Here is a 26,724-nt window from a genome sequence, read left to right on the forward strand (position 1 = left end):
ACAATTTAACCGTAATAGTAAGTATTTTACGGGTTGATGAATAGGCCTTTATTTACCTATTTTGATGAAATTTATTCCGTAAAATAAAACGAGCGCCATAAGGGCGCCCGTTCGAGGATATCTACAACAAAAGTAATCTATTACTCTTGTTCGTCATCTCCGGTTTTGGCTTCGTCTGCATCTGTTGATTCAACATCGTCAGTTGACTCAGCATCTGTCGCTTCAGCATCGATAACATCGCTTACTGGAATAACATCGCTTACTGGAATAACATTGCCTTCTTCGTCTAACAACTCTTCAGTTTGAATTTCTTCAATACGCTGCAAACCAACGACTTTCTCGTCTTCTGCGGTACGGATGATAGTCACACCTTGAGTGTTACGACCAATAATGGATACGCCTTCAGCAGGAGTACGCACTAAGGTGCCTTTATTACTGATCAACATGATTTCGTCAAATGTGCCTACTTGAACAGCACCAACAACTTCACCATTACGTTCACTGACTTTAATTGATACCACGCCTTTAGTACCGCGGCTCTTCGCTGGGTATTCACTCAGCTCAGTACGCTTACCGTAACCATTTTCAGTTACGGTTAAAATAGCACCGTCACCTTTAGGTACAATTAACGACACCACTTTTTGGCCAGCATCAAGTTTAATACCGCGAACACCGGTAGCAGTACGACCCATAGGGCGCAGTGCAATAATTTCTTCGCCAGTTTCAGCATCAATCTTCACTTCACCGGTTTCAGAATCACGCGCTTTTTCATTAAAGCGAACCACTTTACCTTCATTAGAGAACAACATAATGTCGTCACTACCTTCAGTAATATCAACGCCAATTAATTGGTCGCCGTCTTTTAGGTTCACCGCAATAATGCCGTTTGCACGAGGGTTACTGTAAGCTGTTAATGCTGTTTTCTTAACGGTTCCGTGCGCGGTAGCCATGATGATAAATTTATCATCTGCGTATTCACGTACTGGTAGGATTGCAGTAATGTGCTCACCGTCAGACAGTGGTAATAAGTTAACAATTGGACGACCACGGGCTGTACGACTTGCCAATGGTAATTGATACACTTTTAGCCAGTACATCTTACCAAAGTCAGAGAAACACAAGATGGTGTCATGGGTGTTTGCCACCAATAACTTTTCAACAAAGTCTTCATCTTTTACTTTAGTTGCCGCTTTGCCTTTACCACCACGACGTTGCGCTTGGTAGTCAGACAGCACTTGGTATTTCGCATAACCTAAGTGAGACAAGGTCACTACAACATCTTCTTCATTGATTAAGTCTTCAAGACTCATATCAATTTCGTTGGCGTTAATAATGGTGCGACGCTCATCACCGTATTGCTCAAGTATTTCTTCTAGTTCTTCTTTAATCACTTCCATCAAACGCGATGGAGTACGAAGAATGAATAACAAACCTGCAATAAGAACTAAAAGCTCTTCATATTCAGCTAAAATCTTGTCATGTTCTAGACCGGTTAAACGGTGCAGACGTAATTCCAAAATCGCTTGGGCTTGTTGCTCAGTTAAATAGTACTGACCGTCACGGATACCGAACTCAGGCTCTAACCATTCAGGGCGTGCAGCGTCATCGCCAGCTTTTTCAAGCATGCCTTGTACATGGCCTAATTCCCAACCTTGTGCAACCAATTTTGCTTTGGCTTCAGCAGGTGTAGGTGAAGCTTTAATAAGCGCAATAATAGGGTCGATGTTAGCCAATGCAATGGCTAGTGCTTCAAGAACATGAGCACGTTCACGGGCTTTACGCAGTTCAAATACAGTACGGCGCGTGACCACTTCACGACGGTGAAGAATAAAACATTCAAGCATTTCTTTAAGGTTAAACAATTTAGGCTGACCGTTAGTCAATGCCACCATGTTGATACCAAAAGAACACTGCATTTGTGTTTGAGAATATAAGTTGTTTAGTACAACCTCACCCACTTCACCACGTTTGATTTCAATAACAATACGCATACCGTCTTTATCAGACTCATCGCGTAGGCCACTGATACCTTCTAATTTTTTATCTTTAACAAGCTCGGCAATTTTTTCAATCAAACGGGCTTTGTTAACTTGATATGGAATTTCATGAACAATAATACGTTCACGACCATTCTCTTCAGTTTCAATTTCCGCTTTAGAGCGCATGATAGCGCGGCCACGGCCAGTGTGATAAGCATCGATAATGCCTTTGCGACCGTTTATTGAAGCTGCCGTTGGAAAATCTGGACCTGGAATGTATTCCATTAACTGTTCAATCGATAAACTTGGATCTTCGATTAACGCCAAACAGCCTTTCACTACTTCTGTTAAGTTGTGAGGTGGAATGTTAGTGGCCATACCAACCGCAATACCTGATGAACCATTGATTAATAGGTTCGGTACACGTGTTGGTAACACCGCAGGGATCATTTCGGTGCCATCGTAGTTAGGCACAAAATCCACAGTTTCTTTTTCAAGGTCGGCTAATAATGAATGCGCCAACTTTTGCATGCGGATTTCGGTATAACGCATCGCCGCTGCCGAGTCACCGTCGACCGAACCAAAGTTTCCTTGTCCGTCAATCAATGTGTAGCGTAGCGAGAACGGTTGCGCCATACGAACAATTGTATCGTATACAGCAGTATCACCGTGTGGGTGATATTTACCAATTACGTCACCAACGACACGAGCGGATTTCTTATATGGTTTGTTCCAATCGTTTTTTAATTCGCTCATTGCGAACAATACTCGACGGTGAACTGGTTTTAAACCGTCACGGACGTCAGGTAATGCACGACCTACAATTACGCTCATGGCGTAATCAAGGTAAGAATTTTTAAGTTCGTCTTCGATGTTAATTGGCGAAATAGATGATGCCAGATCAGTCATAAACTGCGCGTTCCCCTAAAGTGAGCTGACAATAAAACTTCCATATTATTATCTAGCTTAAAAACGTGATTTGGCATTCTAACACAGATATTTAATGTCGCCAGAGCAAAGACCAGCCAAATGCTCTATCACTCTTAAAAATTACAAAAAAGCTAATATTTTCAGCTAATTTAGTTTATTCATTGGCTAATATACGACTAAATTTGAGCAACAATTATCGTTAACTTGCTGATGATTTAAGCAGTTGATAGCATAAAACATCCATTTACCTCGCTTAAATGGATGTTTTATGAGCAAGCGTAAACGGCAAAAGCCATTGTTGACTACTATTCGTAAAGGTTATCGCTATAATAGCGACCATACTTTATTACACACTTAGGTTACGTTATGTCACACGCTGAACAATCGACACCCAATGTTGATCCACTCGAGATCGCAAAATTTGAAGCCATGGCGCAAACGTGGTGGGATCTCAATGGCGAGTTCAAGCCATTACATTTACTTAATCCACTGCGTTTAAACTACATTGACCAAACCGCTGAGGGTATTTTTGACAAAAAAGTACTTGATGTTGGCTGTGGTGGCGGTATTTTGTCAGAAAGTATGGCGCGCCTAGGTGCTAACGTTGACGGTATTGATATGGGCAACGCGCCACTTGAAGTGGCAAAACTACATGCCTTAGAGTCTGGTGTTACGGTTAATTACCTCAAAACAACAGCCGAAGCACATCGCGATAACCACCGCGAATATTATGATGTGGTCACTTGCATGGAAATGCTCGAACATGTACCCGATCCCCAATCGGTTATTCAAGCCTGTTGTGACATGGTTAAACCTAATGGTTTTGTGTTTTTCTCAACCATAAACCGTAATATGATGTCGTATTTAAAGACGATTATCGGCGCAGAGTATTTATTAAAAATGCTGCCAGTTGGTACTCACGATCACAGCAAGTTTATTCGCCCATCGGAACTGATGGCATTAGTCGATAACACCGACTTATTGTGTAAAGATGCGCTGGGAATTACCTACAATCCATTGTCGGGTGTGTTTAAGTACACTAAAAGTGTCGATGTAAATTATATGATAGCCACTCAAAAAATTGATTAATCATCCAGGTGATTCTTTTCAACATTTCAATGTGAATGCACCACAATAGCGTTATGTTGTGCCAATAACGCTATAAAGGGCTTGCACTGTCTATTGTTATTTTCTCTCGTTAGGAGCTAGCCCTTGCATAAACAAGATATAAAAGGAGTGCTGTTCGATTTAGACGGTACCTTAGCCGATACCGCACCAGATTTAGTACAGGCATTGAATCTCAGCTTGGATGAAGCCGGTTTTAACGTCCAACCGCTTGACTTGATGCGCCATGCGGCATCACATGGCAGCTTATATTTAGTTAAAACGGCCATTCCAGATGCCGATGAACAAGTACAAATTACCATCCAGCAAGCACTACTTCAGCATTATGCCCGTATCAATGGTGACAACAGCCGTTTATTCGCTGACTTACCCGAACTATTATCCTTATTTGATGCCCAATCGATTCCTTATGGCGTAGTGACCAATAAGCCGGCTCGATTTGCCAGGCCATTAGTGGAAAAGCTTGGTTTAACTCATAAATTGAAAACCATGATCAGTGGTGATAGCACTCGTCACTCTAAACCTCATACCGCACCAATGCTGCTAGCAGCACAACAAATTGCCATTGCTCCTCAAAGTATCTTATATCTAGGTGACGCTGAACGTGACTTAGTCGCCGCCCACAATGCCAGTATGTTAGGCGGCGTTGCGTTATGGGGTTACTTATCTGCGACAGATAAACCTGACACATGGCCAGCAGGCAAGCAATTTGAACACGGAGCCTCACTTAAACAGTTTTTCACTGATTAATGACAATGTTCGACATCGGTTTAGCGGGTTAATTTTTGGGTAAATGAACAAAGCATGAGTGAAGTTTAACGGGTCTTATTAAGCTTAAATGTACAGTTAACAGTCATCAATTTATACCCGATCAAAACCAACAAAAGATCAACCAATAAACGGTCCATTTTTTTTGATCGCTGTTTATTTTAGCGATCAAATTTTTATCATTTGATGGATTAAAAAATATCATTTATCAAAAACTCTTTATGAATTTGGGCTCTAGGGTTAGTTGTCACTAACCCTGCCGTTTATCCTCAAGTTATCCACAAGAAGTTAATGAAATTGTGGCTTGCAATAAACCTCAAACCTCACTATCTTGTATCTTAGATTTTAAATAACACCATATCTTGTGTGTGGCTGACAATCAAAACACTACTCCACGACGTTCCAAAGGATGTAGTGGCTAACTGAACGTACTGGTGTTTAACTACCACGTTGTGAGTACATCAGGTTGATTGTTTTAACATGGAATTGTTTTGTAACTGGTTCGGATCGAATCAAGCAGCACTGCATCCAACAACAGATCACATGATTAGATATAGAACCAAGGCCTCTCTTCAATGAATAGCAATATGACAGTCACTAAACGCAGTGGCGAACGTGAATCTATCGATTTAGATAAAATTCATCGCGTGATCACTTGGGCAGCCAAGGGATTAAAAAACGTCTCAGTATCTGAAGTAGAACTTCGATCTCATCTGCAGTTTTTTGATGGCATTCCAACAGAAGCCATTCATGAAACGATCATTAAAGCTGCGGCTGACTTGATCTCTCCAGAGTCACCTGACTACCAATTTGTGGCTGCCCGCTTAGCGGTGTTCCACTTACGTAAAAAAGCGTTTGGTCAATTTGAACCACCAACGTTATATGACCATGTCACCAAATTAGTTGAACTGGGTAAATATGACATGCATATCATGGCTGACTACAGCCGTGAAGAATTAGACACACTCGACACCTATATCGATCATTGGCGCGATTTGAACTTCTCTTATGCCGCGGTAAAGCAACTTGAAGGTAAATACCTGGTTCAAAACCGTGTCACCCATGAAGTGTACGAAAGCGCCCAGTTTTTATACATATTAGTCGCAGCATGTTTGTTTGCCCGTTACCCAAAAGAAATTCGTTTGAAGTACATTAAAGACTTCTATGACGCGACGTCTCTGTTTAAGATTTCTTTACCAACACCAATCATGGCCGGTGTGCGTACCCCTACACGTCAGTTCAGCTCATGTGTATTGATTGAGTGTGATGACAGCTTAGATTCAATCAATGCGACTGCATCGTCTATCGTTAAATACGTTAGCCAACGTGCTGGTATTGGTATTAATGCGGGTCGTATTCGTGCCCTTGGTAGCCCTATTCGTGGCGGCGAAGCATTCCACACCGGTTGTTTACCATTTTATAAGTATTTCCAAACTGCGGTGAAGTCGTGTTCTCAAGGCGGCGTACGTGGCGGTGCAGCAACTCTTTTCTATCCTTTATGGCATCTAGAAGTTGAATCGCTATTAGTACTAAAAAACAACCGTGGTGTTGACGACAACCGTGTACGTCATCTTGACTACGGTGTGCAGTTAAACAAATTAATGTACCAACGTTTGATTAAAGGCGAATATATCAGTCTATTCAGCCCATCAGACGTGCCCGGTCTTTACGATGCATTCTTTGAAGACCAAGTTGAGTTTGAACGTTTATACCTTCAGTATGAACAAGACAGCAATGTCCGCAAAAAACAAATTAAAGCGGTTGAACTGTTTTCATTGATGATGCAAGAACGTGCTTCTACTGGCCGTATCTACATTCAAAACGTCGATCACTGTAATACTCACAGCCCGTTTGACTCTAAAGTTGCGCCAATTAAGCAATCTAACTTATGTTTAGAAATTGCTTTACCGACTAAGCCACTTAAAAACATCGATGATCCAGACGGTGAAATCGCGTTGTGTACCTTGTCAGCACTTAACTTAGGCGCAATTAAAGATTTATCAGAGCTTGAACCATTAGCTGATTTAGCTGTTCGTGCGCTAGATAACTTACTTGATTACCAAGATTACCCAATTAAAGCCGCGCAAACGAGTTCAATGAACCGTCGTACCTTAGGTATTGGGGTGATTAACTTTGCTAACTATTTAGCTAAAAACGGTAAAAAGTATTCAGACGGTTCAGCTAATAACTTAACTCACAAAACCTTTGAAGCGATTCAGTTTTATTTACTGAAAGCGTCGATGAACTTAGCAAAAGAGCAAGGTGCATGTCCGTTATTCCACGAGACAACTTATTCGAAAGGTATTTTACCTATCGACACCTACAAGCGTGATTTAGACAAGATTTGTGACGAGCCATTGCACATGGACTGGGAAAGCTTACGTAGCGACATTAAGCAGTACGGTTTACGTAACTCAACCTTGTCTGCGCTAATGCCGTCTGAAACCTCATCGCAAATTTCAAATGCGACTAATGGTATCGAGCCTCCACGCGGTTTAATTAGCGTTAAAGCCAGTAAAGATGGTCAGTTAAAGCAAGTCGTTCCTGATTTTGAATTACTGAAAGATAAGTATGAACTACTGTGGAATATGCCAAACAACGATGGTTACATCCAACTTGTTGGGTTAATGCAGAAGTTTATCGACCAAGCTATTTCGGCTAACACCAATTATGACCCAAGCCGTTTTGAAGGCGGTCGTGTACCGATGCAAACATTGTTAAAAGACTTGTTAAGCGTCTACAAACTGGGCATTAAAACATTGTATTATCATAATACTCGTGACGGTGCTTCTGATCAGTTTGACGACATTATTGCTGTCGAAGAAGAAGACGATGGTTGTGGTGGCGGTGCGTGTAAGATCTAATCATCACTTTATGTATATTTAGCGGGGGCCTTCCCCGCTTTTTGAAAAATGCGTTTTCAGGACACCTAAATAATGGCTTACTCAACATTTTGTCAAACACCTAACGATTCTACCAAAGAACCTATGTTTTTCGGTCAATCGGTTAATGTGGCACGCTACGATCAACAGAAATATGAAGTCTTTGAAAAACTAATTGAAAAGCAATTATCGTTTTTCTGGCGTCCAGAAGAAGTTGATGTCAGCCGTGACAAAATTGATTTCGGTAATTTGCCTGAACATGAACAGCATATTTTCTTATCAAATCTAAAATACCAAACATTACTCGACTCAATTCAAGGCCGTTCACCGAATGTGGCATTTTTGCCTTTGGTATCGCTACCAGAATTAGAAACGTGGATTGAAACATGGTCGTTTTCTGAAACCATTCACTCGCGCTCGTACACCCACATTATTCGTAATATTGTTAATAACCCATCTGTGGTATTTGACGATATTGTGCAAAATGACGAAATTTTAAAGCGTGCCGGTGACATTGCCGCTTATTACGATGACTTAATTAACCTCACCCAGATTAATAACTTGTTAGGTGAAGGAACGCACGTTATTAACGGTAAAGAAATCACCGTTAATTCACGTATTCTTAAAAAGTCATTATATTTGTGCATGATGTCAGTTAATGCTTTAGAAGCGATTCGCTTCTATGTCAGTTTTGCCTGTTCGTTTGCCTTTGCAGAGCGCCGGGTCATGGAAGGTAACGCTAAAATCATTCGCTTAATTGCCCGTGATGAAGCATTACACCTCAATAGCACACAACACATTTTAGCCCTGATGCAAGGTGGTAAAGACGACCCTGAAATGGGAGAAATTGCTGCTGAGTGTAAGCAAGAAGCGTATGACTTATTTGTTAAAGCGGCGGAACAAGAAAAAGAATGGGCCAAGTACTTATTCAAAGACGGTTCGATGATTGGCTTAAATGAACAGATTTTATGCCAGTACGTTGAGTTTATTACTAACCAACGGATGAAGTCAGTTCACTTACCTCAACCTTATGATGAACAGTCAAACCCACTACCGTGGATGAAAAACTGGTTAGAAAGTGATGCAGTACAGGTTGCCCCACAAGAAGTAGAAGTATCATCTTATCTTGTTGGTCAAATTGATTCTTCTGTTGATGGCGACGAGTTTTTAGATTTTGACCTATAAAAATTTTTTCAAAAAAGCCCCTATCGTGAGCTTGAAAGGACAGCCGGTTATTTTATTTGACGGCCAACATTCAAGCTTATTAGAAGCGCTTGAGTCGAAAAAAGTAAAAGTGTTTTCAGAGTGTCGTAATGGATTTTGCGGCGCGTGTAAAACCACAGTGATATCAGGAGAAGTCAAATACTTCTCCGAGCCACTAGCAGAACTGAAATCAGATGAATGTCTGCCCTGTTGTTGTGTACCTGAGGGTGATTTAAACCTCAAACTATCAACTGAAGGTGTACAAGTGGTGGCTAAACGTCAATATGTTTCAACCAATGACACTCATAAGCCAACAACTGCGTTAACCCAACAATTACAGGCTAACCCTAAACTTGTCCACGAACGTTAACTTATGGTCCCGTTAACACCCTTCTAGATGTTCAAAGCAACACTTAGCAACACACGTTTACCAGTCTCAATCTTAGTCACGCTGTGTTCATATTTATCTGGACGAAATAAATATACTCGTCCCCATAAGTTCATGATGCATTTGGCACAACGAAACACCCCGCCCACTTTAGGTTGTACAAAGACAAAATTGAGTTTGTAATAGCGGCCTTGTTGTACCGGATCGATATGTGTCATCACACGATGATGAGTATGGTAGGTCACCAAATTTATCGATAATATTCGACTGCTAAAAATGGCTTTATTGATCACCTTGGCCATGGTATCTCCAATGGGAACATCAGCAGTAGATTATACCTATTCGATAAAAATTTTGGGTCATATTCACCAGCCAAAATCATATAACATAGACGACACGATTTCATCGGGTTAGTCAGCAACTAACGCCATCGAGCTTATCGCAGGGATATTGTTACTTGATAGCTTGTACGAAAAAGTCTATTGATGATCTTGCGGGGCTAATATTAAGGTATCGAGATTAATCCTTTAATCATTATTGACTCGCGCTAATAATGACTAATGCTAGTGTAGATAATGGCTATGGCTAGAGTAGATAATGGCTAATGCTAAAATAACTAGCATAAATAGTGATGAGTCAGCCACCGCCCATAACGAGTAAATCAATTCTCTATAGTGTCCATTTATGGCAATAATACCGTGAAAATTAGGCTCATTGACGCGTCAATAAGCCTAATGAAGTAAACGGTACTGAACTTGCTGCTTATCACGAGGTAAGGTTAGCTCTCCGTTATGGTATCGCAAGATGAAACATAATGTTCTAGCTCAATAACACCTTGCAAAATCATCCCATGATAATGGGCTTTCACCAGTTGATAATTCATACTTGGTGCAAAGTAGTACGTCACCTCTTCGGCCCCGGTTTGCTCCACCGGAATAAGTTGTATCTCCCCCAAAGACGCGATGGTAGCGGTTAATTCGTCCTTTACATAAAATTGATAAGGTTCAATTGCATCTGAAGCTTGCCTAATTAACGCAAATTGACGTCGGCCACCGAGCAAGTTTTCGCGTATTTGAATGGCTAAGGTGTCTACATCCCTTAATGGTATTTGGCTTGAGGTATAATTCTCAATATCGCCATCAACATCCACTCGTGACTCAAGGCCATTATTGTAAAAAGTGGCTTGCATGTCTCGTGAGCGAAAACCGGTTACCTGCTGATGAAAACTATCGGTTAGCCATTCATTGCGGTTATTTGACCACGATAACTCAGTACGTTGTTGATATTGAGTGCCAACCCCTAGAATACTGGCTTCACTCTTTGAGGTTATAACAGCAGATTTACCCTGCCAGTTCTCAGTACGGTTCATCTTACCAGTGTGCAGACCACTGAGATAAATAGCGTAATTAAAGCTTCGCTGGCAACTGTGTGGAATGTCACTGGCCAAGGCACTATTACTCTGCAATAAGCCACTAACCAAACACACAATGATCATCATTCTCGAGTCGACAGCATAAGCTGTCGCAGATATCCGGATGTTACGACACCCGGTCATCATAAGCTTCATTAGCGACATTACTGTCATCATCAATAGTATCGCCTTAAAAGACTTCATTCACATTTAGGTAGAAGTTAGTTTCATTTTCACCGACCCCTACATCAAATCGTAAATTAATATTGTCTTTAATTTTGAATCGAAATCCTGTGCCATAGGCCGTTAATAGCGTATCGGTTAGCTCACTCACTTTAGGTGCCACACTACCAACAGCGCCCCAAAATACCATGCCATAACGTTGGAACACTGGTAAGCGATATTCAACTTGCCCCATCATCATTTGCTCGTCACGATATCGGCCTCTAATGTAACCTCGCATCGCGTCGGAGCCACCAAGATCAGGTAATAGATTCCAAGGTACATCGCCACTGGTTAGATGACCTTGCACTTGCCATGCGATTAAACCCGGTGTCGAGCCTAAATCAATATAGTTCGCTAATTCAATATTATAAGTAGAAAACGAATCGAACTGGTCATTTTGGTATAATCCAGCATCAACCTGAAATAACCAGCCTTTTGTTGCGTTTAAACGGTAATCTCTTGAATCATAAATACTGGTTACTACAACACCTGAGCTAAAGTTGTCTGGCAGAAGCGTACTTGAATCCACAGGAGCTTCTGTTGCGACTAATTCTAAGCTGTCGGCCGTGGTATAAATAAAGTCAGCACCCACACCAATAAAATAGTTACTGGCAACTTCGGTCATCCAACGCGGCTTAAAACTATACAGTTGTTCTTTGAACTCATGATGATTAAGGTCTTGGTCGCCTTGTTCAATCCCTATTCCATAATAAACAGCAGCTTCATTATGCAGTTCTAAGTCAAGCAACAAACGCTGTTTACCTTGATTTAAAAACGTCATATTTTCTACCGTGACGCCATAAGAATTGTTCACAGAAGCAAATGAATTCAACACCAATGATGAAGGCTGTTGTTCACTTGATGCGTTATCTGTTTTGTATAACCCCACCATAAGTAAACCCACACCAAACTTTTTCTCTGGGGTGTAATAAGCCGTAGGTAAATAACTCATATCAATAGCTTTAGTATCATCGAATTCACCATCCGCGCCAAAAACCGACAAAATGTCATCAATCCATGTTGGTTGCATATCTTTGGGGGTTTCAAATAAAGGTTCAACTGCGGTTGCGGCGTTAGAAAAAACAAATAGTGTTAAAAGTAAGGTCCGTTTCATAAAAACTCTATTAAAATGTTAAAAAAAATAGGTGCGCATGATGACTTCCATGCCAAATTTTGGAATCACTGTTCAATGAGTTATCGACAATAATCGCTTCAAATAATAGCCGATTCAGATAAAAATCAAATAATAACTAAATCAAAAAAGATTATCCTACTCATCACTCAATACTGACTGAAGAAGAACTTAAGTCTTGCTGAAGTTCTTCATCATTAAATACAAGATATTATACTGCGTTAAATGATGGCCTTTATACCTAACGTTAGTTTAGGCGTACCATCAGCAATATTTTAATCTATAGGCGCAACTGATATCATTACGCTAAATGACGGCCGCTAATATAACACGTTTGGCAGCTCTTTTTAGTGATAACTCAACATTCACCCCATCGATATCTTTCGGTAAAAGGATCAGAATCGACTATATTTAGCTGAATGGCTACAGCATTTTCATCTAATAAACAAGAGTCTACAAAGCACAAATTCAGTACTATTGAGCCTCATTTAATCAGTAGCCCATCAGCAAGTAAAAATTATTTCCTTAGATATATCATCCAGCGCGCAAGTAAGGTATAACGACGCTATGAAAACGCCTATACGATTACAACCACTGGTTGACGATGGTCTCGTCGATGAAGTGATAAGCCAACTCATGAGTGGCAAAGAAGCTACGGTCTATATGATCAGATGTGGCGATGCGATTCGCTGCGCCAAAGTGTATAAGGAAGCCACTAAGCGCAGTTTTAAAAAAGCAGCACAATATCAAGAAGGTCGAAAAACCAAAAACAGTCGTCGTGGTAGAGCCATGGAAAAAGGTTCTAAATACGGTCGTGAAGAACAAGAAAAAGCTTGGCAGAATGCCGAGGTCGACGCGTTATATAAATGCGCCGCCGCTAAAATTAGAGTACCAGTGCCTTATGGCTGCTTTGATGGAGTGCTATTGATGGAGTTGATCACCAATATTCATGGTGATGTTGCACCTCGATTAAATGATGTTACTCAGATGAGTGCTGAACAAGCGCAAACGCAGCATTACGTTATGATGGGTTATGTCGTACGAATGTTATGTGCAGGTATTGTTCATGGCGATTTATCAGAGTTTAACGTGCTCGTAGATCAGAATGGACCGGTTATCATTGACCTGCCCCAAGCTGTTGATGCATCAGCAAACAATAATGCCAAAGCGATGTTATTTCGTGATGTGAATAATATGACAGACTATTATTCTCAATTTGCCCCAGAATTAGCCGCAACAAAATATGCTAAAGAAATGTGGGCCTTGTACGAACAAGGTGAATTAACGCCGGAAACACAATTGACCGGTTTATTTGAAGAAGACACAACAGCGGCTGACGTCGATTCTGTATTAGAAGAAATTAACGCTGCATTTGAAGAAGCCCAAGAAAGACGCGAGCGCATGAGTGATGCAAACAGCGACGAGTATTAAATCGATCGTTTATTCACTCATGTGAACACCTAGGGAGACATTCCGACAAATTATCGAATAAGTGATCGAATACGCTATCGAATAAATTGTCAGGTTAATGTCTCCCTATTTAATTAGCCCTTCTCCTTTAATTAACGCCAAGCTAACTCAAGTTGACAGCGAATTCCCCCCGAGTTAATACCGAATTAAACCGCTTTTTTTAATTAAGCAGCAAGTGGGTTAACCATAACCGCTGGTTGCCTAAACGCTGCACATTTCTGAGGCGATAGTTAACCCTCTTGTCAGCAAACACAATGGTCTCATTACTGGCTAAACCTCAATCAATTGCTTTTTCCCACATAGTCATGAGTGAATCGTTATGTTTGCTAAAAAGTAATATGATCAATTTGCACACTTTATATAACCTTGTTTTTTACATGGGTAAATAGGCGTATAATAATATTGGAAAGTTAACAAGGAGAATATTATGAGTAGCTATGTTCTATCAGTATTACTCGTTTGTCTGACTATTTTTATGTCAGCTAATGTTATTGGAAATGAAAATGGAATGATGAGAATGTCTCAGATGCCTGCATTTTCCGATTTTGATACTAATCAAGACAAATTGATATCTGAAGAGGAATTTGAACGCTTTCAAAAAGCCAGGCAAGCATTGCATCAATCTGAAGGGCGACTATTAAAAAACGCATCGGATTGTGATGAAATGTTTGAGCGTATCGATTTGGACCACAATAAGTTTATTGATACTGAAGAGTTTCAATCTCATCACGAAATGATGAGAAATTCTAAATAATCACAGTTTGGGATATCTACATAATCTCAGCTCGGGATAATAATCAACATCGCTTTAGAGAGGTAATCAGCATCACCTCTCTTTTAAATACGCTATAGCATAGCAAACGACTTAGTTGTATCTACACCTGCAAGATATAGCGCTATTTTTCCACACCATCGCTAAAATTACTCATTACTCATTACCCATTACTCCTGCGCTGCAATAAGCTTACTTTTAAATACGCCATAAAAAGCAATACAAGCACCAGCAAAACCTAAAAACGAGCATATTAAGCGATAATCAGTGTTGTCGATGAAGAAGTTAGCCACACTGAATACCAACAAAATGAATAAGCCAATATTTTTGGTCATCATCATTTTAGGCTCGAACATCAACCATTGATCACATTTAGGGCACTGTGTTTCAACCCCATGTTTACCTTTACGGACTTGTTTAAGCGCTTTACGGGCAAAGATACCCTTACAACGAGGACACTCCATTTAACATTACCTTCAATAAATTTTATCAATATAATACAATGAATTAACTCTACATCAAAGTTTTCCTTGAGAGCCAATATTGCAGAGCAAGCTAATATCATTTAATAACTCACACCATTTGGAACGTTCGTTCAAAATAGTAATTGAACGAATGATATAGTTAGTTTATAGTAACTCATGGCTCACATTATGAGCACGCTAACTCGCTACAAATAGAACTTATTGGCAAGTATATCAAATGATAAAGAGCTTAAGCACTTGGCTCATAACCCAAATGGAACAATGAACATGCATAAAATGATTGGATTTGATGTTTACGGCACATTAGTGGATCCAGTGGATATGGGCCAGCATCTGCAGCAATTGATTGGCGACAAGGCACAAGCATTTGGTCAATTGTGGCACGATAAAAAAGTCGAATATGCATTTCGTCGTGGCTTAATGCAACAATATGAAGATTTCGGTGTGTGTACTCAACAAGCTTTACAATATTGTTTATCTGTTTTCAACGTCACACTGTCAAACAGCGAACAACAAGATTTACTGGCTAAATTTAGTCAACTCACGGCTTTTGATGATGTCATTCCTGGGCTAGCATTACTGCGCAATCAAGGTCATACCCTCGCCGCTTTTTCAAATGGACCTGAAGTTGCGGTTCGTACACTGATGCAAAATTCAGGCGTTTTACCGCAGCTCCATGACGTTATCAGTGTTGATGACCTAAAGACGTTTAAACCTAACCCCGCCGTTTACCATTATTTAATGACTCGCACCCAATCTGACCTCAATCATTGTTGGATGGTGTCGAGTAATCCATGGGATGTGATTGGTGCAAAAGCCGCCGGACTGAATACGGCTTGGATCAAAAGAGACAGTAAAAAAATATTTGACCCGTGGGGCATTGAACCAGACATAACCGCCAGTAGTTTAATCGAATTAAGTGAACAACTGGATGCCCTGTAATAAATAACTCACATGCTGTATTTAAACAATATAAGCATAACTCATACGCGTTGATGCTAATACATTAAAACTTTACACGCTACACTAACCACATTGTGCTAAGCGCATTATCAATTTACTTAACCTGCTAACAGGTTGTACAAGGATATTTTATGACTAACCAATATACCCCGCCTAAAGTGTGGCAAAATAATAACAATGGCGCTAATAAGTGGGCGAACATTAATAGCCCTGAGTCAGGTGCAAGATTTGATAAAGTGCTGCCTGTCGGAGAGCATGCTTTGCAACTCTACTCTCTTGGCACACCAAACGGGCAAAAAGTAACTATCATGTTAGAAGAGCTACTGGCCTTAGGCATTAAAGAAGCTGAATATGATGCTTATCTGATTAACATCGGGGAAAAGGATCAATTCTCGTCAGGGTTCGTTGCCGTTAATCCAAACTCAAAAATTCCTGCTTTATTGGATAAATCAGCTAATGAAGACGAAAACGTGTTTGAATCTGCTTCAATTTTGGTTCATCTAGCAGAGAAGTTTAACCAATTCCTCCCTAAAGATGGCAAAGCCAGAACGCAAACATTTAACTGGTTGTTCTGGGCCCAAGGTTCAGCGCCATTCCTCGGTGGCGGCTTCGGTCACTTCTATGCTTATGCCGATGAAAAGCAGGAATATCCAATTAATCGCTTTGCTATGGAAGTTAAACGCCAGTTAGATGTGCTAGATAAACAACTGGCAAAAAACACCTTTATTGCTGGTGAAGAATATAGCATTGCAGATATTGCTATTTGGCCTTGGTATGGCAACTTAGTCTTGGGCAATTTATATGAGGCTGCCGAATTCCTAGAAGTAGAGACTTATACCAATGTTGTTCGTTGGGCTAAATTGCTTGAAACTCGTGAAGGGGTCCAACGTGGTCGTATCATCAATCGCTCTTGGGGCGAAGAATGGGAACAAGTTCCTGAGCGTCATTGCGCTGAAGATATTGATAAGGTTCTAAAACTGCGTCCTAGCACAGTAAAATAACGTAGTCGTCAACGTTTGGCGCTATTGTTTCACTGACTTATTTTGTTGCCATATTAAAAAGCCTTCTGCATTACAGAAGGCTTTTTTTGTTTCCGTATTTCAGTTCGAAACAACGACAGTACAAAACAACGCAAATTGTGGACGTTATTTCACACTAGAAACTCTGTGACAATTAAATACTCATCGCGAGTTCTGCACCTTGGCGAATAGCGCGTTTGGCATCTAATTCAGCCGCCACATCTACCCCACCAATTAAATGTACAGGTAATCCTGTGGCTTTCATTTCATCAACCAAACTGCGATTCGACATTTGTCCGGCACACAACACCACATTATCTACAGCAAGAATTTCAGATTGTTCACCTATTTTAATGTGAAGGCCTTGTTCATCAAACTTTTCGTAGCTTACGCCGGTTTTCATATGAACTTGATGTTGCTTCAACACGCTGCGATGGATCCAGCCAGTAGTTTTACCTAAACCTTTGCCCATTTTGGTGGTTTTACGTTGCAGTAAATACACTTCACGACCAGGAATATGTTCGGCTTCTTCAGTTAACCCGCCAGCATTCTGATAGGTTTTATCAATGCCCCACTGTTTTAACCATTTATCGGGTTGCAAAGTGCTCGATTCTAATTCGCATAAGAAATGCGCCATATCAAAACCAATACCGCCAGCACCAATTAATGCTACCGTTTTACCCATTTCAACTTGGCCCGTTAATACTTGTTGGTAATCGACCACTTTAGGATTATCAAAACCCGGTAAATCCAACGCTCGTGGTACCACACCAGCGGCGATGACCACTTCATCAAATTTCTCATTGGCCAGCACTGCCGCATCCAATTTAGTGTTTAGACGCAGTTCAACGTTATGCAGTTTAATTTGGTTAATGAAATATCGAATAGTTTCACTAAACTCTTCTTTACCCGGGATTTTACGCGCTAAATTAAACTGACCACCGACTTCAGACTTGGCTTCAAACAATACCACTTCATGTCCACGAGACGCTGCGTATACCGAGAACGCCATTCCCGCAGGACCGGCGCCCATAACAGCGATACGTTTTTTACTGGTTGTTGGGGTAAAATTAATTTCGGTTTCATAACAAGCACGAGGATTAACTAAACAGGTTGCCCGCTTCATCGCAAAAGTATGGTCCAAACAAGCTTGATTACAACCAATGCAGGTATTAATCAACTCTGGGGTATTAGCTGCCGCTTTATTCACAAACTCTGCATCTGCTAAAAATGGCCGAGCCATCGATACCATATCAGCTTGACCTGATGCAATAATCGCCTCGCCAATTTCTGGGGTATTAATTCGGTTGGTGGCAATTAACGGAATCTTGACTTCTTTTTTGAGCTTTTCTGTTACCCAAGAAAAAGCACCACGCGGTACACTGGTCGAAATCGTCGGTACACGTGCTTCATGCCAACCAATACCGGTATTAATAATACTCACACCGGCTTGTTCAAGCGATTTTGCCAGCTGAACCACTTCATCCCACGTTGAGCCATTGTCGACTAAGTCGAGCATCGACAAACGGAACACAATAATAAAGTCACTGCCTACTTTCTGACGAATAGCGTTAACGATTTCAATCGGAAACTTAACCCGATTGTCATAACTGCCGCCCCATTCATCGGTGCGTTTATTGGTGCGCGTACTGATAAATTGGTTGATCAAATAGCCTTCAGAGCCCATGACTTCAACGCCATCATAACCGGCTCTTTTCGCCAATGCCGCGCTGGTAGCATAATCTTTAATTGTCGAACGCACTTGACGAGCAGACATCGCTGAAGGGGTAAACGGGGTAATTGGCGATTTTACTTTGCTCGGCGCTAAGCTAAAAGGATGATAGCTATAACGGCCCGCATGCAAGATTTGCATACAGATTTTACCGCCCGCTTCATGCACAGCATCGGTCACTATTTTATGTTTACCCACTTGCCAAGAAAAGCTTAATTGGCAGGCATGTGGCGCTAAACGGCCACGTAAATTAGGTGCGATACCGCCAGTAACGATTAACCCCACGCCACCTTGAGCACGCTCTTTATAAAAAGCTGCCAGTTTCTCAAATCCGCCTTTTTCTTCTTCTAACCCCGTGTGCATTGAGCCCATCAACACGCGGTTTTTCAGCTGTGTAAAGCCGAGATCTAAAGGTTCTAATAAGTGTGGAAACGACATTCAAACATCCTTTTTAAACAAGTGATTTAAACCAGCATACCCCGACAGTAAAGTTTGCTCAATCATTTAAACGCTCGTTTGTTAAAAACCTTTACAATTGAATTTCACATTTTTATTGATTTTCAGTTAGGATGACTACATTAGACTGATAAAGGAGTGGCAAATGTCCGCTAAACCCTCGTTTTTAAAAAGGATGTTTTTACTGTTATGGAATACAGTAAACGGTATCCGTAAGTTCATCATCAACGTTATATTTTTTGGTTTGTTGGCTGTCATCGCTGTAGTACTTCTCAACAGCGAAGATGAAATTGTCGTCGAAGATCAATCAGCATTAGTGCTGAACTTGTCTGGGAGCATAGTGGACCAAAAACATTATGTAGACCCAATAGAAATGGCATTTAGCCAAGGGCAAGCGAATGATCCAGAAGGTGAAATTCTATTAGCCGATGTACTTTATACTATTAATAATGCGACTCAAGACGCCCGCATTAACAGTATAGTACTGGACTTAGCGGATCTTCGTGATGCCGGTATTAGTAAAATGACCGCTATAGGTGAAGCATTAACCCAATTTAAAGCCGCTAATAAGTCCGTTATCGCTATGGCCAATGGTTATGATCAAAACCAATATTTTTTAGCCAGCTTTGCAGACAAAATATACCTTAATAATCAAGGTATGGTAGCGCTTGATGGCTTAAGCCGTTATCGCTTATATTACAAAGCTGCACTCGAAAAACTCAAAATTACCACTCACGTATTTCGAGTGGGTACCTTTAAATCAGCTGTAGAGCCCTTTATTCGCGACGATATGTCTGATGCCGATAAAGTCGCCAGTAAAGTATTGTTAAACGATATTTGGCAAAGTTATTCAACTATTGTGGCCAGTAACCGTCAAATAGCCCCAGATCAATTAGTGTTAACTCCAGATGAATTCCTTGCTCAGCTTGATAAAGCTGAAGGTGACAGTGCTCAAATGGCTGTCAACATGAAATGGGTTGACGAACTGGTTTCGGCTGATGCGTTCCGTGTCGCGATGATTGAACGTGTTGGCAGTGATAAAGAAGGTAAAAACTTTAAGCAAATTAGCTTTAATGATTACCGAGCGTTAACCGCACCTATGCCTAGCTTTGTTGAAAAAGACGCAGTGGCCGTTATCGTTGCTAAAGGCACGATTCTTAACGGTAAACAACCTGCTGGACAAATTGGCGGTGAAAGTACCTCTGCATTGCTAATGAAAGCACGCTTTGACGATAAGGTGAAAGCCGTCGTGCTTCGCGTTGATAGCCCTGGTGGTAGTGCATTTGCGTCAGAACAAATTCGTCAAGAAGTGTTAGCCCTAAAAGCAGCAGGTAAGCCTGTGGTTGTTAGCATGGGTAGTCTTGCTGCATCTGGCGGATATTGGATATCAGCCAGTGCCGACTATATTGTTGCAACACCAACAACCCTAACGGGTTCTATCGGTATTTTCGGTATGTTTGCTACATTTGAGCAAGCACTGAATCATTTTGGTGTGACCTCTGATGGTGTCGCAACATCTGATTGGGCCGGATTATCGCCTGCACGCGAATTAAATCCGCAAGTGGCTGCTGTTGTACAACGCCATATTGAACGTGGTTATCATGAGTTTATTTCTCTGGTAGCAAAAGAACGTCATATGACACTAGAGCAAGTTGACAACATTGCTCAAGGCCGAGTATGGACTGGTAAACGCGCACTCACCTTAGGCCTAGTTGATGAACTAGGTGATATGGATGTGGCATTAGCCAAAGCTGCTGATTTAGCGAAAATGGACAAGTTCGACGTTAAATTGATTGAACAAGAGCTTAGCGCTGAACAACAACTGATGCAGCAAATCATGGGCGCTACTGTGGCTTATATTCCAGACAGTGTTCGTCAAACCAGTTTCATTGAGCGCTTTGCCAAGCAGTGGGCTGGCGCATTTGAAACATTGTCGATGTTTGATGACCCTAATCATGTTTATATGTATTGCGAAAACTGTAATTACTAATCACTCAAATGACCGCAATATGAAGATTATTCAAAAAAAGCCTGCTTAGCAGGCTTTTTTATTGGGGATCGATAAATAAACTCGTATAATTTCCACAATCTGCAATCGCTGTTAAAGAAGAGCCTACATACATGACAAAACGTTCCATTTACGTTGCCTATACTGGCGGTACCATCGGGATGCAAAAGACCGATAATGGTTTTGTGCCAGTATCAGGGTTCTTAACCGATTGTGTTCAGTCAATGCCTGAGTTTTATCATGAAGAAATGCCTGAATTCGTTATTCATGAATACAGCCCATTAATTGACTCATCCAATATGGCACCGCCGGATTGGCAATTGATTGCTAATGATATTCAAGCCAACTATGAAAAGTATGACGGTTTCGTTATTTTGCATGGTACAGACACCATGGCTTATACCGCATCTGCATTGTCATTTATGCTGCAAGGTCTATCAAAACCTGTCATAGTTACTGGTTCACAAATTCCGTTAGCTCAATTACGTTCAGACGGTCAAACCAACTTGCTCAATTCGCTGTATATTGCAGCCAACTACCCCGTTGCAGAAGTCTGTTTATTTTTTAATAACAAACTGTTTCGTGGTAACCGCTCAACCAAAGCCCATGCTGACGGATTCGATGCGTTTGCATCGCCTAATTTTCCTATGCTGCTCGAGGCAGGCATTAAAATAAACCTTAAAGCAGGGAAAATAACCAAACCAACAGGTGAGCCTTTAGAAGTGGTGACAATTAGTCCACAACCTGTTGGTGTGGTGACACTTTATCCAGGGATCTCCACTGACATTTTTAATAATATTTTACAGCAACCGGTAAAAGCACTGATTTTATTGACCTTTGGCGTGGGGAATGCACCACAAGATAAGAAGCTACTTGATACACTTAAACAAGCCGATGAACGCGGTATTATATTGGTTAATTTGACTCAATGTTTCCAGGGTAAGGTCAATATGCGCGGTTATGCTACAGGTAATGCTTTAGCACAAGCTGGGGTAATAAGTGGTGCTGATATGACCATTGAAGCGGCGTTAGCCAAATTGCATTATTTGTTGTCTATTGGATTAACGTCGGCGCAAATTAAGCAACGTATGCAGCAAAACCTTGTTGGTGAACTGACAACAGACTAGTTTAGGTTATTGATACTGTTACGGGGTTATTGTATTAACAGATAACAGCTAAATAAAAATGCGAGCTAATGAGCTCGCATTTTTTGATGTTATAATATCCATTATTGATAACAAATATTATTTATTATCAGATAATTACAAATCAGCTTCTTTAAACTCGGCGATGGGCGCACCTTTAAACTGTTTTTTCAGCTCTGATTTAGACAGCTCATTAATGTTACCACCGGCTGCGATGGTAAAATGTTCAGTTTGCTGCAGCTTACGTGCTTGATACAACATCACTACTTGCAAAGTCGATTCACGCTGTGGCTGAGTTAATACTGTACCATCATCCCACTTACCTAACTCAGACGCAGACAATAAGCGCAGGTATACTTCTTCAGGCATTTCATCAATGACTTTATTGATATCGTTCATACTGATTTCCGTTTATGTAACACTATTCTGACTCGGGTAACAAGATAACCCGTAAAACCAATAACAAAACTTGCGATCGCGATATAAGAAGTTAACCCCTGTGCAGGCTCTCCTCCCCAAAACCACACCACAACTCCTGCGATAAATAATGTCAAAAAAATAAAGCTTTGAGTCATTAAGCTATTTGAACGCTCAATGTGACTGATAATCTTTAATGACTCAGTATTACCACTCAAATCGGTTTTACAATGCTCACATTGCTTAGCCAGACTTGAAATTCGCTTTTGACATTTAGGACATGCAACTAAGGCCATAATTCATTCTACCTGCTTGATTATCTGAAGATAAAAATTACCGCGTACTGTCGCGATTATAAATTATCAACCACCGCTAACATCGCAACTAAAGACGCTTCACCTAAATATACGCAACGCTCTGGAGACCAGCCCACAAATGGATCGGCTAAATTGGCATTGTCTTTAAATGGCATTTCTAAGGTGTTCGATAAACAACTGAACGTATTAGCAACCCAATTAGAACCTACCGTTAAATTAGCTTTACCTGGCTCATCTTTATCGTAACCAAACTCTGTTTGGAAATCCGCACTGGCAATGGTCAATGCACTGAGAAATTGCTGCTGTAATTGAGCCATTTTATCGTTGTAGCTCGGAACGCCTTCACAACCGGCAAGGAACACATAAGGCAGGCCTTCATCGCCGTGCACATCGTAAAATAAATCAACACCAGTTTGATGCATTTTATTAACGACATAATACACTTCAGGGCTTTTCTCTAAGCTCGGTGTTTGCCATTCGCGATTTAAGTTAGTACCAACAGCATTAGTCCGTAAATGGCCGCGTGCGCTGCCATCAGGATTCATGTTTGGCACAATATAAAAATTGGCTTTGTCTAATAAGGCTTTAGATGTTGGACAATCACTATCAAGCAATTGATTTAATAAGCCTTCAACTAGCCATTCAGCCATCGTTTCACCCGGATGTTGACGCGCTGTAATCCAAATATTCTTTTTATCTGGGTTAGCATCACCAATTTTTAACAAGGTCATGTCGCGACCATCAAGGGTTAACCCAAGGTGCTCAAGACTCACAGCAGGATGTAATTGCACTTCACTGATCAAATCTAAATGACGTTCGTAGCTGTACGGTGCAAAATAAGCTATTTGAATGGCTTCACAATCTAGCTCAGCTTGGATGGTTAATTTTCCGTCGACATACTGAGTCGGTAATCTGAACCACGATTGGCGGTCATAACTGGCCACTGCTTGATAATCGTCCCAGCCAGCTGGATAAGAGGCACTACCTGCATTGAGGATGTTAAGGGTATATGTCTGGCCGACTTCCCCTTCTAAACGGAAGTTAAACCATTGATAAAACTCACCACCAAAATCGGGACGAATGGCGAGCTGTATATCGTCATGTTTGTCTAGGTTAATGACGTCAATATTGCCGCCGTCAAAGTTTGCTGTAATCCGCATTAGATTATCCTTTATGTGCTTGCGCTTATTTTGGGCTTAATAACGATTGGTATCAGCCTTATTTTATGCGCCATAGCTTATCAAATGCGGCAATAGGTGTGAACCATTAAAAGCTAAAGCTGTAACCTTGACCGCGAACGGTATTAATCAATTCGCGTGGTAAATTGCGTTTAACTAATTTACGGCGTGTATTACTGATATGCATGTCTAAATTACGGTCAAAACGTCCAAGTTCTTTGTGTAATACCCGTAGTTGCAGCTCTTCTTTGGTGACAACTTCACCTTGTCTATCAAATAAATATTTAAATAACCGATATTCCGTTTGGGTCAACACTAGCGACTTTTCTGCAAAACTAATGGTATAGCAGGTATCATCAAAGCCAATATAGTCATTAACCGCGTCATTAATTGGTGCTTGGGTGCGTCGATGGAGTACATTAAGACGTAACTGCAATTCGCGGATATTAATCGGTCGAGTGAGATAATCGTCGGCGCCTAACTCTAGCGCATTAATGCGCTCCAGTTCGCTGTTACTTTCTGCTAATACAATAATAGGCGTTCGGGTTTGTCGTGCAACGAGCAGCCAAAATGACTCCATTTTGGGAACCGAAAAATCTAATAATATGGCTTCAAGCTGCTCAGTTTCCATTTGGATCAACGCATCAAAGGCATTATTAACCCGATGAACACTGTAGCCCTGCTCATTTAGCTGTCGAGTTACGTCACTTTTATCGGAAAGGGTATGTTCAATGAATAGGATATTCTTCATGCTCAGCTACTTAATGATAACGATTACCATTAAGATTATCATACTGATTTAGCCAAAACCAGATTTAATCGACCCTGTAGCCCTTTTCATTAACAAAAAGGCCTGAAACTTCAGGCCTTGAGACATTTGTCACAATAATGAATGAGACATCATTGGTCTATTTATCTGTCATCAACTGTTTAATAAATTTAACCGGCGCACTACCGTAACTTAAAAACTGTTCATGAAACTGCTTTAAATCAAAGTTTTCACCTTGCTTAGCTTTAAGTTGTTCGCGGAAATCATAGATCTCACGATAGCCAGCGTAATAGCTAGTCAGTTGCACTTGACTTAAGGTCGCTCGACGCCACTTTCCTTCAGCTTCAGCGCGTTGTTGGAATGCTTCATTCTCGAGCAAGTCAATCACCTCTTGCTCACCCATTCCGTTAACCTGAATGCTGTAGTCTAAAATAGTGTTACAAATGACCCGTAAATTCCATTTGTAATACATCAACCACATTTCAGGTTCAAAATTACCATAACCTTCTTCCAGCATCATACGCTCGGTATACACTGCCCAACCTTCAATCATGGCACCGTTACCAAATAAGCTTTTCACTAAACTAGGAGATTGGTTAGAAAAGACTAATTGTGTGTAATGCCCTGGGATAGCCTCATGAATATTCAGTACCTGTAAAATCCAGTGATTGTATTCACGTAAATAGCTTTCGGCTGACTCATCACTCATGTCATCGAGGGGCGAAACGTTGTAGTAAGTATTACCGCCTTTGTCATAAGGCCCTGGTGCACTGATAGAAGCACCCGCAAAACCGCGCATGTATTCAGGGGTTTCACGCACAATTAACGGTTTGTTAGGATCAAGAGTCACCAGTTGTTTATCATTGACAAATTTAATCAGTTCTGGAATTTGCTTACGCACTTCAGCAACAAAGTTTTCTCGTTTAACATGTTTGGTTGATAACACATCAATTAACTGCCGAATAGCTTGTCTCTCATCGTCTGGTTTTGGGGTATCGATATACTTTGACCAAATGGTATCGGTGATCTTAGCCATTTCTTGCTGAACATGATTTTTATCTGCCACAGCTTTGTCATATAACTGTTTAGCGGTCATACCAGACTGAATATCGAAGGCGAATTTTTCTTCGTATAAGGTTTCACCAATACGGAAATCACGGCCTCCATTTTCGGTTAGCTTAGTTTCAAGCGCGGTTAACCACTCAATGTGCTGTTTAATCGCTGCAGTTGCTGCATCAAAACGTTGAGTAAATAACGCTTTCTGCTCTGCGCTTAAGCCTGAATCAGTGACTTGCTGGGCTAACTCGGCAGACAATACCGAAAATGCGCCTTGATTTTGCATAATCGCTAATTGGGTATGCTCAAGTGTCGGCTCACTAATATTTTGTCGCGCGGCCTCATAATAAGCGGGCACATTTTCAAGACGTGCAATAACAGAGCCTAAGCGCTCATCTAACGGGGCAAAGTCTTCATTGATGATTTGCGCAAAACCACCGGCAACATTGTAATTAGATGGATCCCATTGCCAACCTTTAAAGCGTGTAATTTCCCATTGCATTGACTCCACTAAATTACTCAGTAATTTATAATCAATTAACTCGTTAGCAGATAATAACTGCGGATCGAATTGGGCTAGTGCCGCTTGCTGTTGCTTAACAAATTGCAGCGTTTTGTCGCGGCTAGATTGATTAGGGATTTCTAAATAGCCATCATTAACATGTTTGCCACTGTACAGAGCCCAGGTTGGTGATAACGCCCACAGCTCATCAATAAACTGTTGTGAATATTTGTTAAAGGTTAATTCTGTCACGGTTGTAGTTGTGCTAGCCTCTGCAGTAACTGCCTTTGTTTGTGGACTTGGCTTAACCGAGTCATCGCCACAGCCGACCATGGCAAAAGTAACCGCCAAAGCAAGTAAAGATTTTTTCATGAGTTATCCCTTACATTGTT

At 41.0% G+C, this 26,724-nt stretch carries 22 protein-coding genes; 11 read left to right on the forward strand and 11 right to left on the reverse strand.

Annotation, left to right across the window (positions count from 1 at the left end):
• Positions 1–140: 140 nt before the first annotated feature.
• The gene (gene gyrA, locus GUY17_RS11330) at positions 141–2,888 is read right to left on the reverse strand and encodes a DNA gyrase subunit A (RefSeq protein WP_162023223.1); all 2,748 of its coding nucleotides are present in this window, start codon (positions 2,886–2,888) and stop codon (positions 141–143) included.
• Positions 2,889–3,275: 387 nt separating this feature from the next.
• Between gyrA and ubiG the strand changes: the two genes are divergently transcribed.
• From ubiG to yfaE, 5 genes are all read left to right on the forward strand, one after another.
• A complete protein-coding gene (gene ubiG / locus GUY17_RS11335; protein WP_101087080.1) occupies positions 3,276–3,998 on the forward strand; it encodes a bifunctional 2-polyprenyl-6-hydroxyphenol methylase/3-demethylubiquinol 3-O-methyltransferase UbiG in 723 nt (240 codons plus the stop codon).
• 123 nt (positions 3,999–4,121) lie between these two features.
• Positions 4,122–4,784: an HAD family hydrolase gene (locus GUY17_RS11340; protein WP_162023224.1), complete on the forward strand. Its 663-nt coding sequence runs from the start codon at positions 4,122–4,124 to the stop codon at positions 4,782–4,784.
• Positions 4,785–5,377: 593 nt separating this feature from the next.
• Positions 5,378–7,666 (forward strand): class 1a ribonucleoside-diphosphate reductase subunit alpha, encoded by a 2,289-nt coding sequence (nrdA, locus tag GUY17_RS11345; RefSeq protein ID WP_101087078.1) that lies wholly within the window; start codon positions 5,378–5,380, stop codon positions 7,664–7,666.
• Between the two features lie 72 nt (positions 7,667–7,738).
• Positions 7,739–8,869, forward strand: a complete 1,131-nt coding sequence (gene nrdB / locus GUY17_RS11350) for a class Ia ribonucleoside-diphosphate reductase subunit beta (RefSeq protein ID WP_162023225.1) — start codon at positions 7,739–7,741, stop codon at positions 8,867–8,869.
• Positions 8,859–9,257: a class I ribonucleotide reductase maintenance protein YfaE gene (gene yfaE / locus GUY17_RS11355; protein WP_101087076.1), complete on the forward strand. Its 399-nt coding sequence runs from the start codon at positions 8,859–8,861 to the stop codon at positions 9,255–9,257. The genes nrdB and yfaE overlap by 11 nt, the downstream gene beginning before the upstream one ends.
• A gap of 23 nt (positions 9,258–9,280) precedes the next feature.
• Here the strand turns inward: yfaE and GUY17_RS11360 are convergent, their stop codons facing one another.
• The 3 genes from GUY17_RS11360 to GUY17_RS11370 all read right to left on the reverse strand — a co-directional run bounded on the left by GUY17_RS11360 (position 9,281) and on the right by GUY17_RS11370 (position 12,025).
• Positions 9,281–9,577 carry a 2OG-Fe(II) oxygenase gene (locus GUY17_RS11360; RefSeq protein ID WP_162023226.1) on the reverse strand — a complete coding sequence of 99 codons (297 nt, stop codon included), beginning with the start codon at positions 9,575–9,577 and terminating at the stop codon, positions 9,281–9,283.
• Positions 9,578–10,053: 476 nt separating this feature from the next.
• Positions 10,054–10,863 (reverse strand): hypothetical protein, encoded by an 810-nt coding sequence (locus GUY17_RS11365; RefSeq protein WP_254439931.1) that lies wholly within the window; start codon positions 10,861–10,863, stop codon positions 10,054–10,056.
• Between the two features lie 13 nt (positions 10,864–10,876).
• Positions 10,877–12,025, reverse strand: a complete 1,149-nt coding sequence (locus GUY17_RS11370) for a BamA/TamA family outer membrane protein (protein WP_101087074.1) — start codon at positions 12,023–12,025, stop codon at positions 10,877–10,879.
• Positions 12,026–12,610: 585 nt separating this feature from the next.
• On the opposite strand from GUY17_RS11370, the gene GUY17_RS11375 reads away from it, so the two are divergent.
• Complete coding sequence (locus GUY17_RS11375; RefSeq protein WP_101087073.1) at positions 12,611–13,474, forward strand: PA4780 family RIO1-like protein kinase; 864 nt, start codon at positions 12,611–12,613, stop codon at positions 13,472–13,474.
• Positions 13,475–13,940: 466 nt separating this feature from the next.
• Positions 13,941–14,267: an EF-hand domain-containing protein gene (locus tag GUY17_RS11380; RefSeq protein WP_101087072.1), complete on the forward strand. Its 327-nt coding sequence runs from the start codon at positions 13,941–13,943 to the stop codon at positions 14,265–14,267.
• A gap of 188 nt (positions 14,268–14,455) precedes the next feature.
• Here GUY17_RS11380 and GUY17_RS11385 read toward each other — a convergent pair whose 3' ends face one another.
• Entirely contained in the window at positions 14,456–14,749 is a 294-nt protein-coding gene (locus GUY17_RS11385; protein ID WP_101087071.1) for a hypothetical protein, read from the reverse strand.
• A 288-nt stretch (positions 14,750–15,037) separates the two neighbouring features.
• Between GUY17_RS11385 and GUY17_RS11390 the strand changes: the two genes are divergently transcribed.
• Positions 15,038–15,712, forward strand: coding sequence for a haloacid dehalogenase type II (locus GUY17_RS11390; RefSeq protein WP_242445141.1), 675 nt, complete (start codon positions 15,038–15,040; stop codon positions 15,710–15,712).
• A 152-nt stretch (positions 15,713–15,864) separates the two neighbouring features.
• A complete protein-coding gene (yghU, locus tag GUY17_RS11395) occupies positions 15,865–16,734 on the forward strand; it encodes a glutathione-dependent disulfide-bond oxidoreductase (RefSeq protein ID WP_101087069.1) in 870 nt (289 codons plus the stop codon).
• Between the two features lie 172 nt (positions 16,735–16,906).
• Here the strand turns inward: yghU and GUY17_RS11400 are convergent, their stop codons facing one another.
• Positions 16,907–18,922 carry an FAD-dependent oxidoreductase gene (locus tag GUY17_RS11400; protein WP_162023227.1) on the reverse strand — a complete coding sequence of 672 codons (2,016 nt, stop codon included), beginning with the start codon at positions 18,920–18,922 and terminating at the stop codon, positions 16,907–16,909.
• Positions 18,923–19,085: 163 nt separating this feature from the next.
• On the opposite strand from GUY17_RS11400, the gene sppA reads away from it, so the two are divergent.
• Both sppA and ansA read left to right on the forward strand, forming a co-directional pair.
• A complete protein-coding gene (gene sppA, locus GUY17_RS11405) occupies positions 19,086–20,930 on the forward strand; it encodes a signal peptide peptidase SppA (protein WP_162023228.1) in 1,845 nt (614 codons plus the stop codon).
• A 131-nt stretch (positions 20,931–21,061) separates the two neighbouring features.
• The gene (ansA, locus tag GUY17_RS11410; RefSeq protein WP_101087066.1) at positions 21,062–22,075 is read left to right on the forward strand and encodes an asparaginase; all 1,014 of its coding nucleotides are present in this window, start codon (positions 21,062–21,064) and stop codon (positions 22,073–22,075) included.
• 135 nt (positions 22,076–22,210) lie between these two features.
• On the opposite strand, the gene GUY17_RS11415 is transcribed toward ansA, so the two are convergent.
• The 5 genes from GUY17_RS11415 to GUY17_RS11435 form a co-directional block, all read right to left on the reverse strand.
• Positions 22,211–22,492 carry a YeaC family protein gene (locus GUY17_RS11415; RefSeq protein ID WP_162023229.1) on the reverse strand — a complete coding sequence of 94 codons (282 nt, stop codon included), beginning with the start codon at positions 22,490–22,492 and terminating at the stop codon, positions 22,211–22,213.
• Positions 22,489–22,806 (reverse strand): zinc ribbon domain-containing protein, encoded by a 318-nt coding sequence (locus tag GUY17_RS11420; protein ID WP_162023230.1) that lies wholly within the window; start codon positions 22,804–22,806, stop codon positions 22,489–22,491. Before GUY17_RS11420 ends, GUY17_RS11415 begins: the two co-directional genes overlap by 4 nt.
• A 56-nt stretch (positions 22,807–22,862) precedes the next feature.
• Positions 22,863–23,987, reverse strand: coding sequence for a carboxypeptidase family protein (locus tag GUY17_RS11425; RefSeq protein ID WP_162023231.1), 1,125 nt, complete (start codon positions 23,985–23,987; stop codon positions 22,863–22,865).
• Positions 23,988–24,093: 106 nt separating this feature from the next.
• Entirely contained in the window at positions 24,094–24,756 is a 663-nt protein-coding gene (locus GUY17_RS11430) for a response regulator transcription factor (protein ID WP_162023232.1), read from the reverse strand.
• Positions 24,757–24,913: 157 nt separating this feature from the next.
• Positions 24,914–26,704: a DUF885 domain-containing protein gene (locus GUY17_RS11435; RefSeq protein ID WP_162023233.1), complete on the reverse strand. Its 1,791-nt coding sequence runs from the start codon at positions 26,702–26,704 to the stop codon at positions 24,914–24,916.
• Positions 26,705–26,724: the final 20 nt, after the last annotated feature.

This window comes from Shewanella sp. Arc9-LZ, from assembly GCF_010092445.1.
GTDB lineage: Bacteria > Pseudomonadota > Gammaproteobacteria > Enterobacterales > Shewanellaceae > Shewanella.

Bases quoted from the DNA above. Each gene is read 5' to 3' on its own strand.
- gyrA (WP_162023223.1), bottom strand. From the start codon at position 2,888: ATGACTGATCTGGCATCATCTATTTCGCCAATTAACATCGAAGACGAA.
- ubiG (WP_101087080.1), top strand. From the start codon at position 3,276: ATGTCACACGCTGAACAATCGACACCCAATGTTGATCCACTCGAGATC.
- nrdA (WP_101087078.1), top strand. From the start codon at position 5,378: ATGAATAGCAATATGACAGTCACTAAACGCAGTGGCGAACGTGAATCT.
- nrdB (WP_162023225.1), top strand. From the start codon at position 7,739: ATGGCTTACTCAACATTTTGTCAAACACCTAACGATTCTACCAAAGAA.
- GUY17_RS11360 (WP_162023226.1), bottom strand. From the start codon at position 9,577: ATGGCCAAGGTGATCAATAAAGCCATTTTTAGCAGTCGAATATTATCG.
- GUY17_RS11365 (WP_254439931.1), bottom strand. From the start codon at position 10,863: ATGATGACAGTAATGTCGCTAATGAAGCTTATGATGACCGGGTGTCGT.
- GUY17_RS11370 (WP_101087074.1), bottom strand. From the start codon at position 12,025: ATGAAACGGACCTTACTTTTAACACTATTTGTTTTTTCTAACGCCGCA.
- GUY17_RS11375 (WP_101087073.1), top strand. From the start codon at position 12,611: ATGAAAACGCCTATACGATTACAACCACTGGTTGACGATGGTCTCGTC.
- GUY17_RS11380 (WP_101087072.1), top strand. From the start codon at position 13,941: ATGAGTAGCTATGTTCTATCAGTATTACTCGTTTGTCTGACTATTTTT.
- GUY17_RS11385 (WP_101087071.1), bottom strand. From the start codon at position 14,749: ATGGAGTGTCCTCGTTGTAAGGGTATCTTTGCCCGTAAAGCGCTTAAA.
- GUY17_RS11390 (WP_242445141.1), top strand. From the start codon at position 15,038: ATGCATAAAATGATTGGATTTGATGTTTACGGCACATTAGTGGATCCA.
- yghU (WP_101087069.1), top strand. From the start codon at position 15,865: ATGACTAACCAATATACCCCGCCTAAAGTGTGGCAAAATAATAACAAT.
- GUY17_RS11400 (WP_162023227.1), bottom strand. From the start codon at position 18,922: ATGTCGTTTCCACACTTATTAGAACCTTTAGATCTCGGCTTTACACAG.
- sppA (WP_162023228.1), top strand. From the start codon at position 19,086: ATGTCCGCTAAACCCTCGTTTTTAAAAAGGATGTTTTTACTGTTATGG.
- ansA (WP_101087066.1), top strand. From the start codon at position 21,062: ATGACAAAACGTTCCATTTACGTTGCCTATACTGGCGGTACCATCGGG.
- GUY17_RS11415 (WP_162023229.1), bottom strand. From the start codon at position 22,492: ATGAACGATATCAATAAAGTCATTGATGAAATGCCTGAAGAAGTATAC.
- GUY17_RS11420 (WP_162023230.1), bottom strand. From the start codon at position 22,806: ATGGCCTTAGTTGCATGTCCTAAATGTCAAAAGCGAATTTCAAGTCTG.
- GUY17_RS11425 (WP_162023231.1), bottom strand. From the start codon at position 23,987: ATGCGGATTACAGCAAACTTTGACGGCGGCAATATTGACGTCATTAAC.
- GUY17_RS11430 (WP_162023232.1), bottom strand. From the start codon at position 24,756: ATGAAGAATATCCTATTCATTGAACATACCCTTTCCGATAAAAGTGAC.
- GUY17_RS11435 (WP_162023233.1), bottom strand. From the start codon at position 26,704: ATGAAAAAATCTTTACTTGCTTTGGCGGTTACTTTTGCCATGGTCGGC.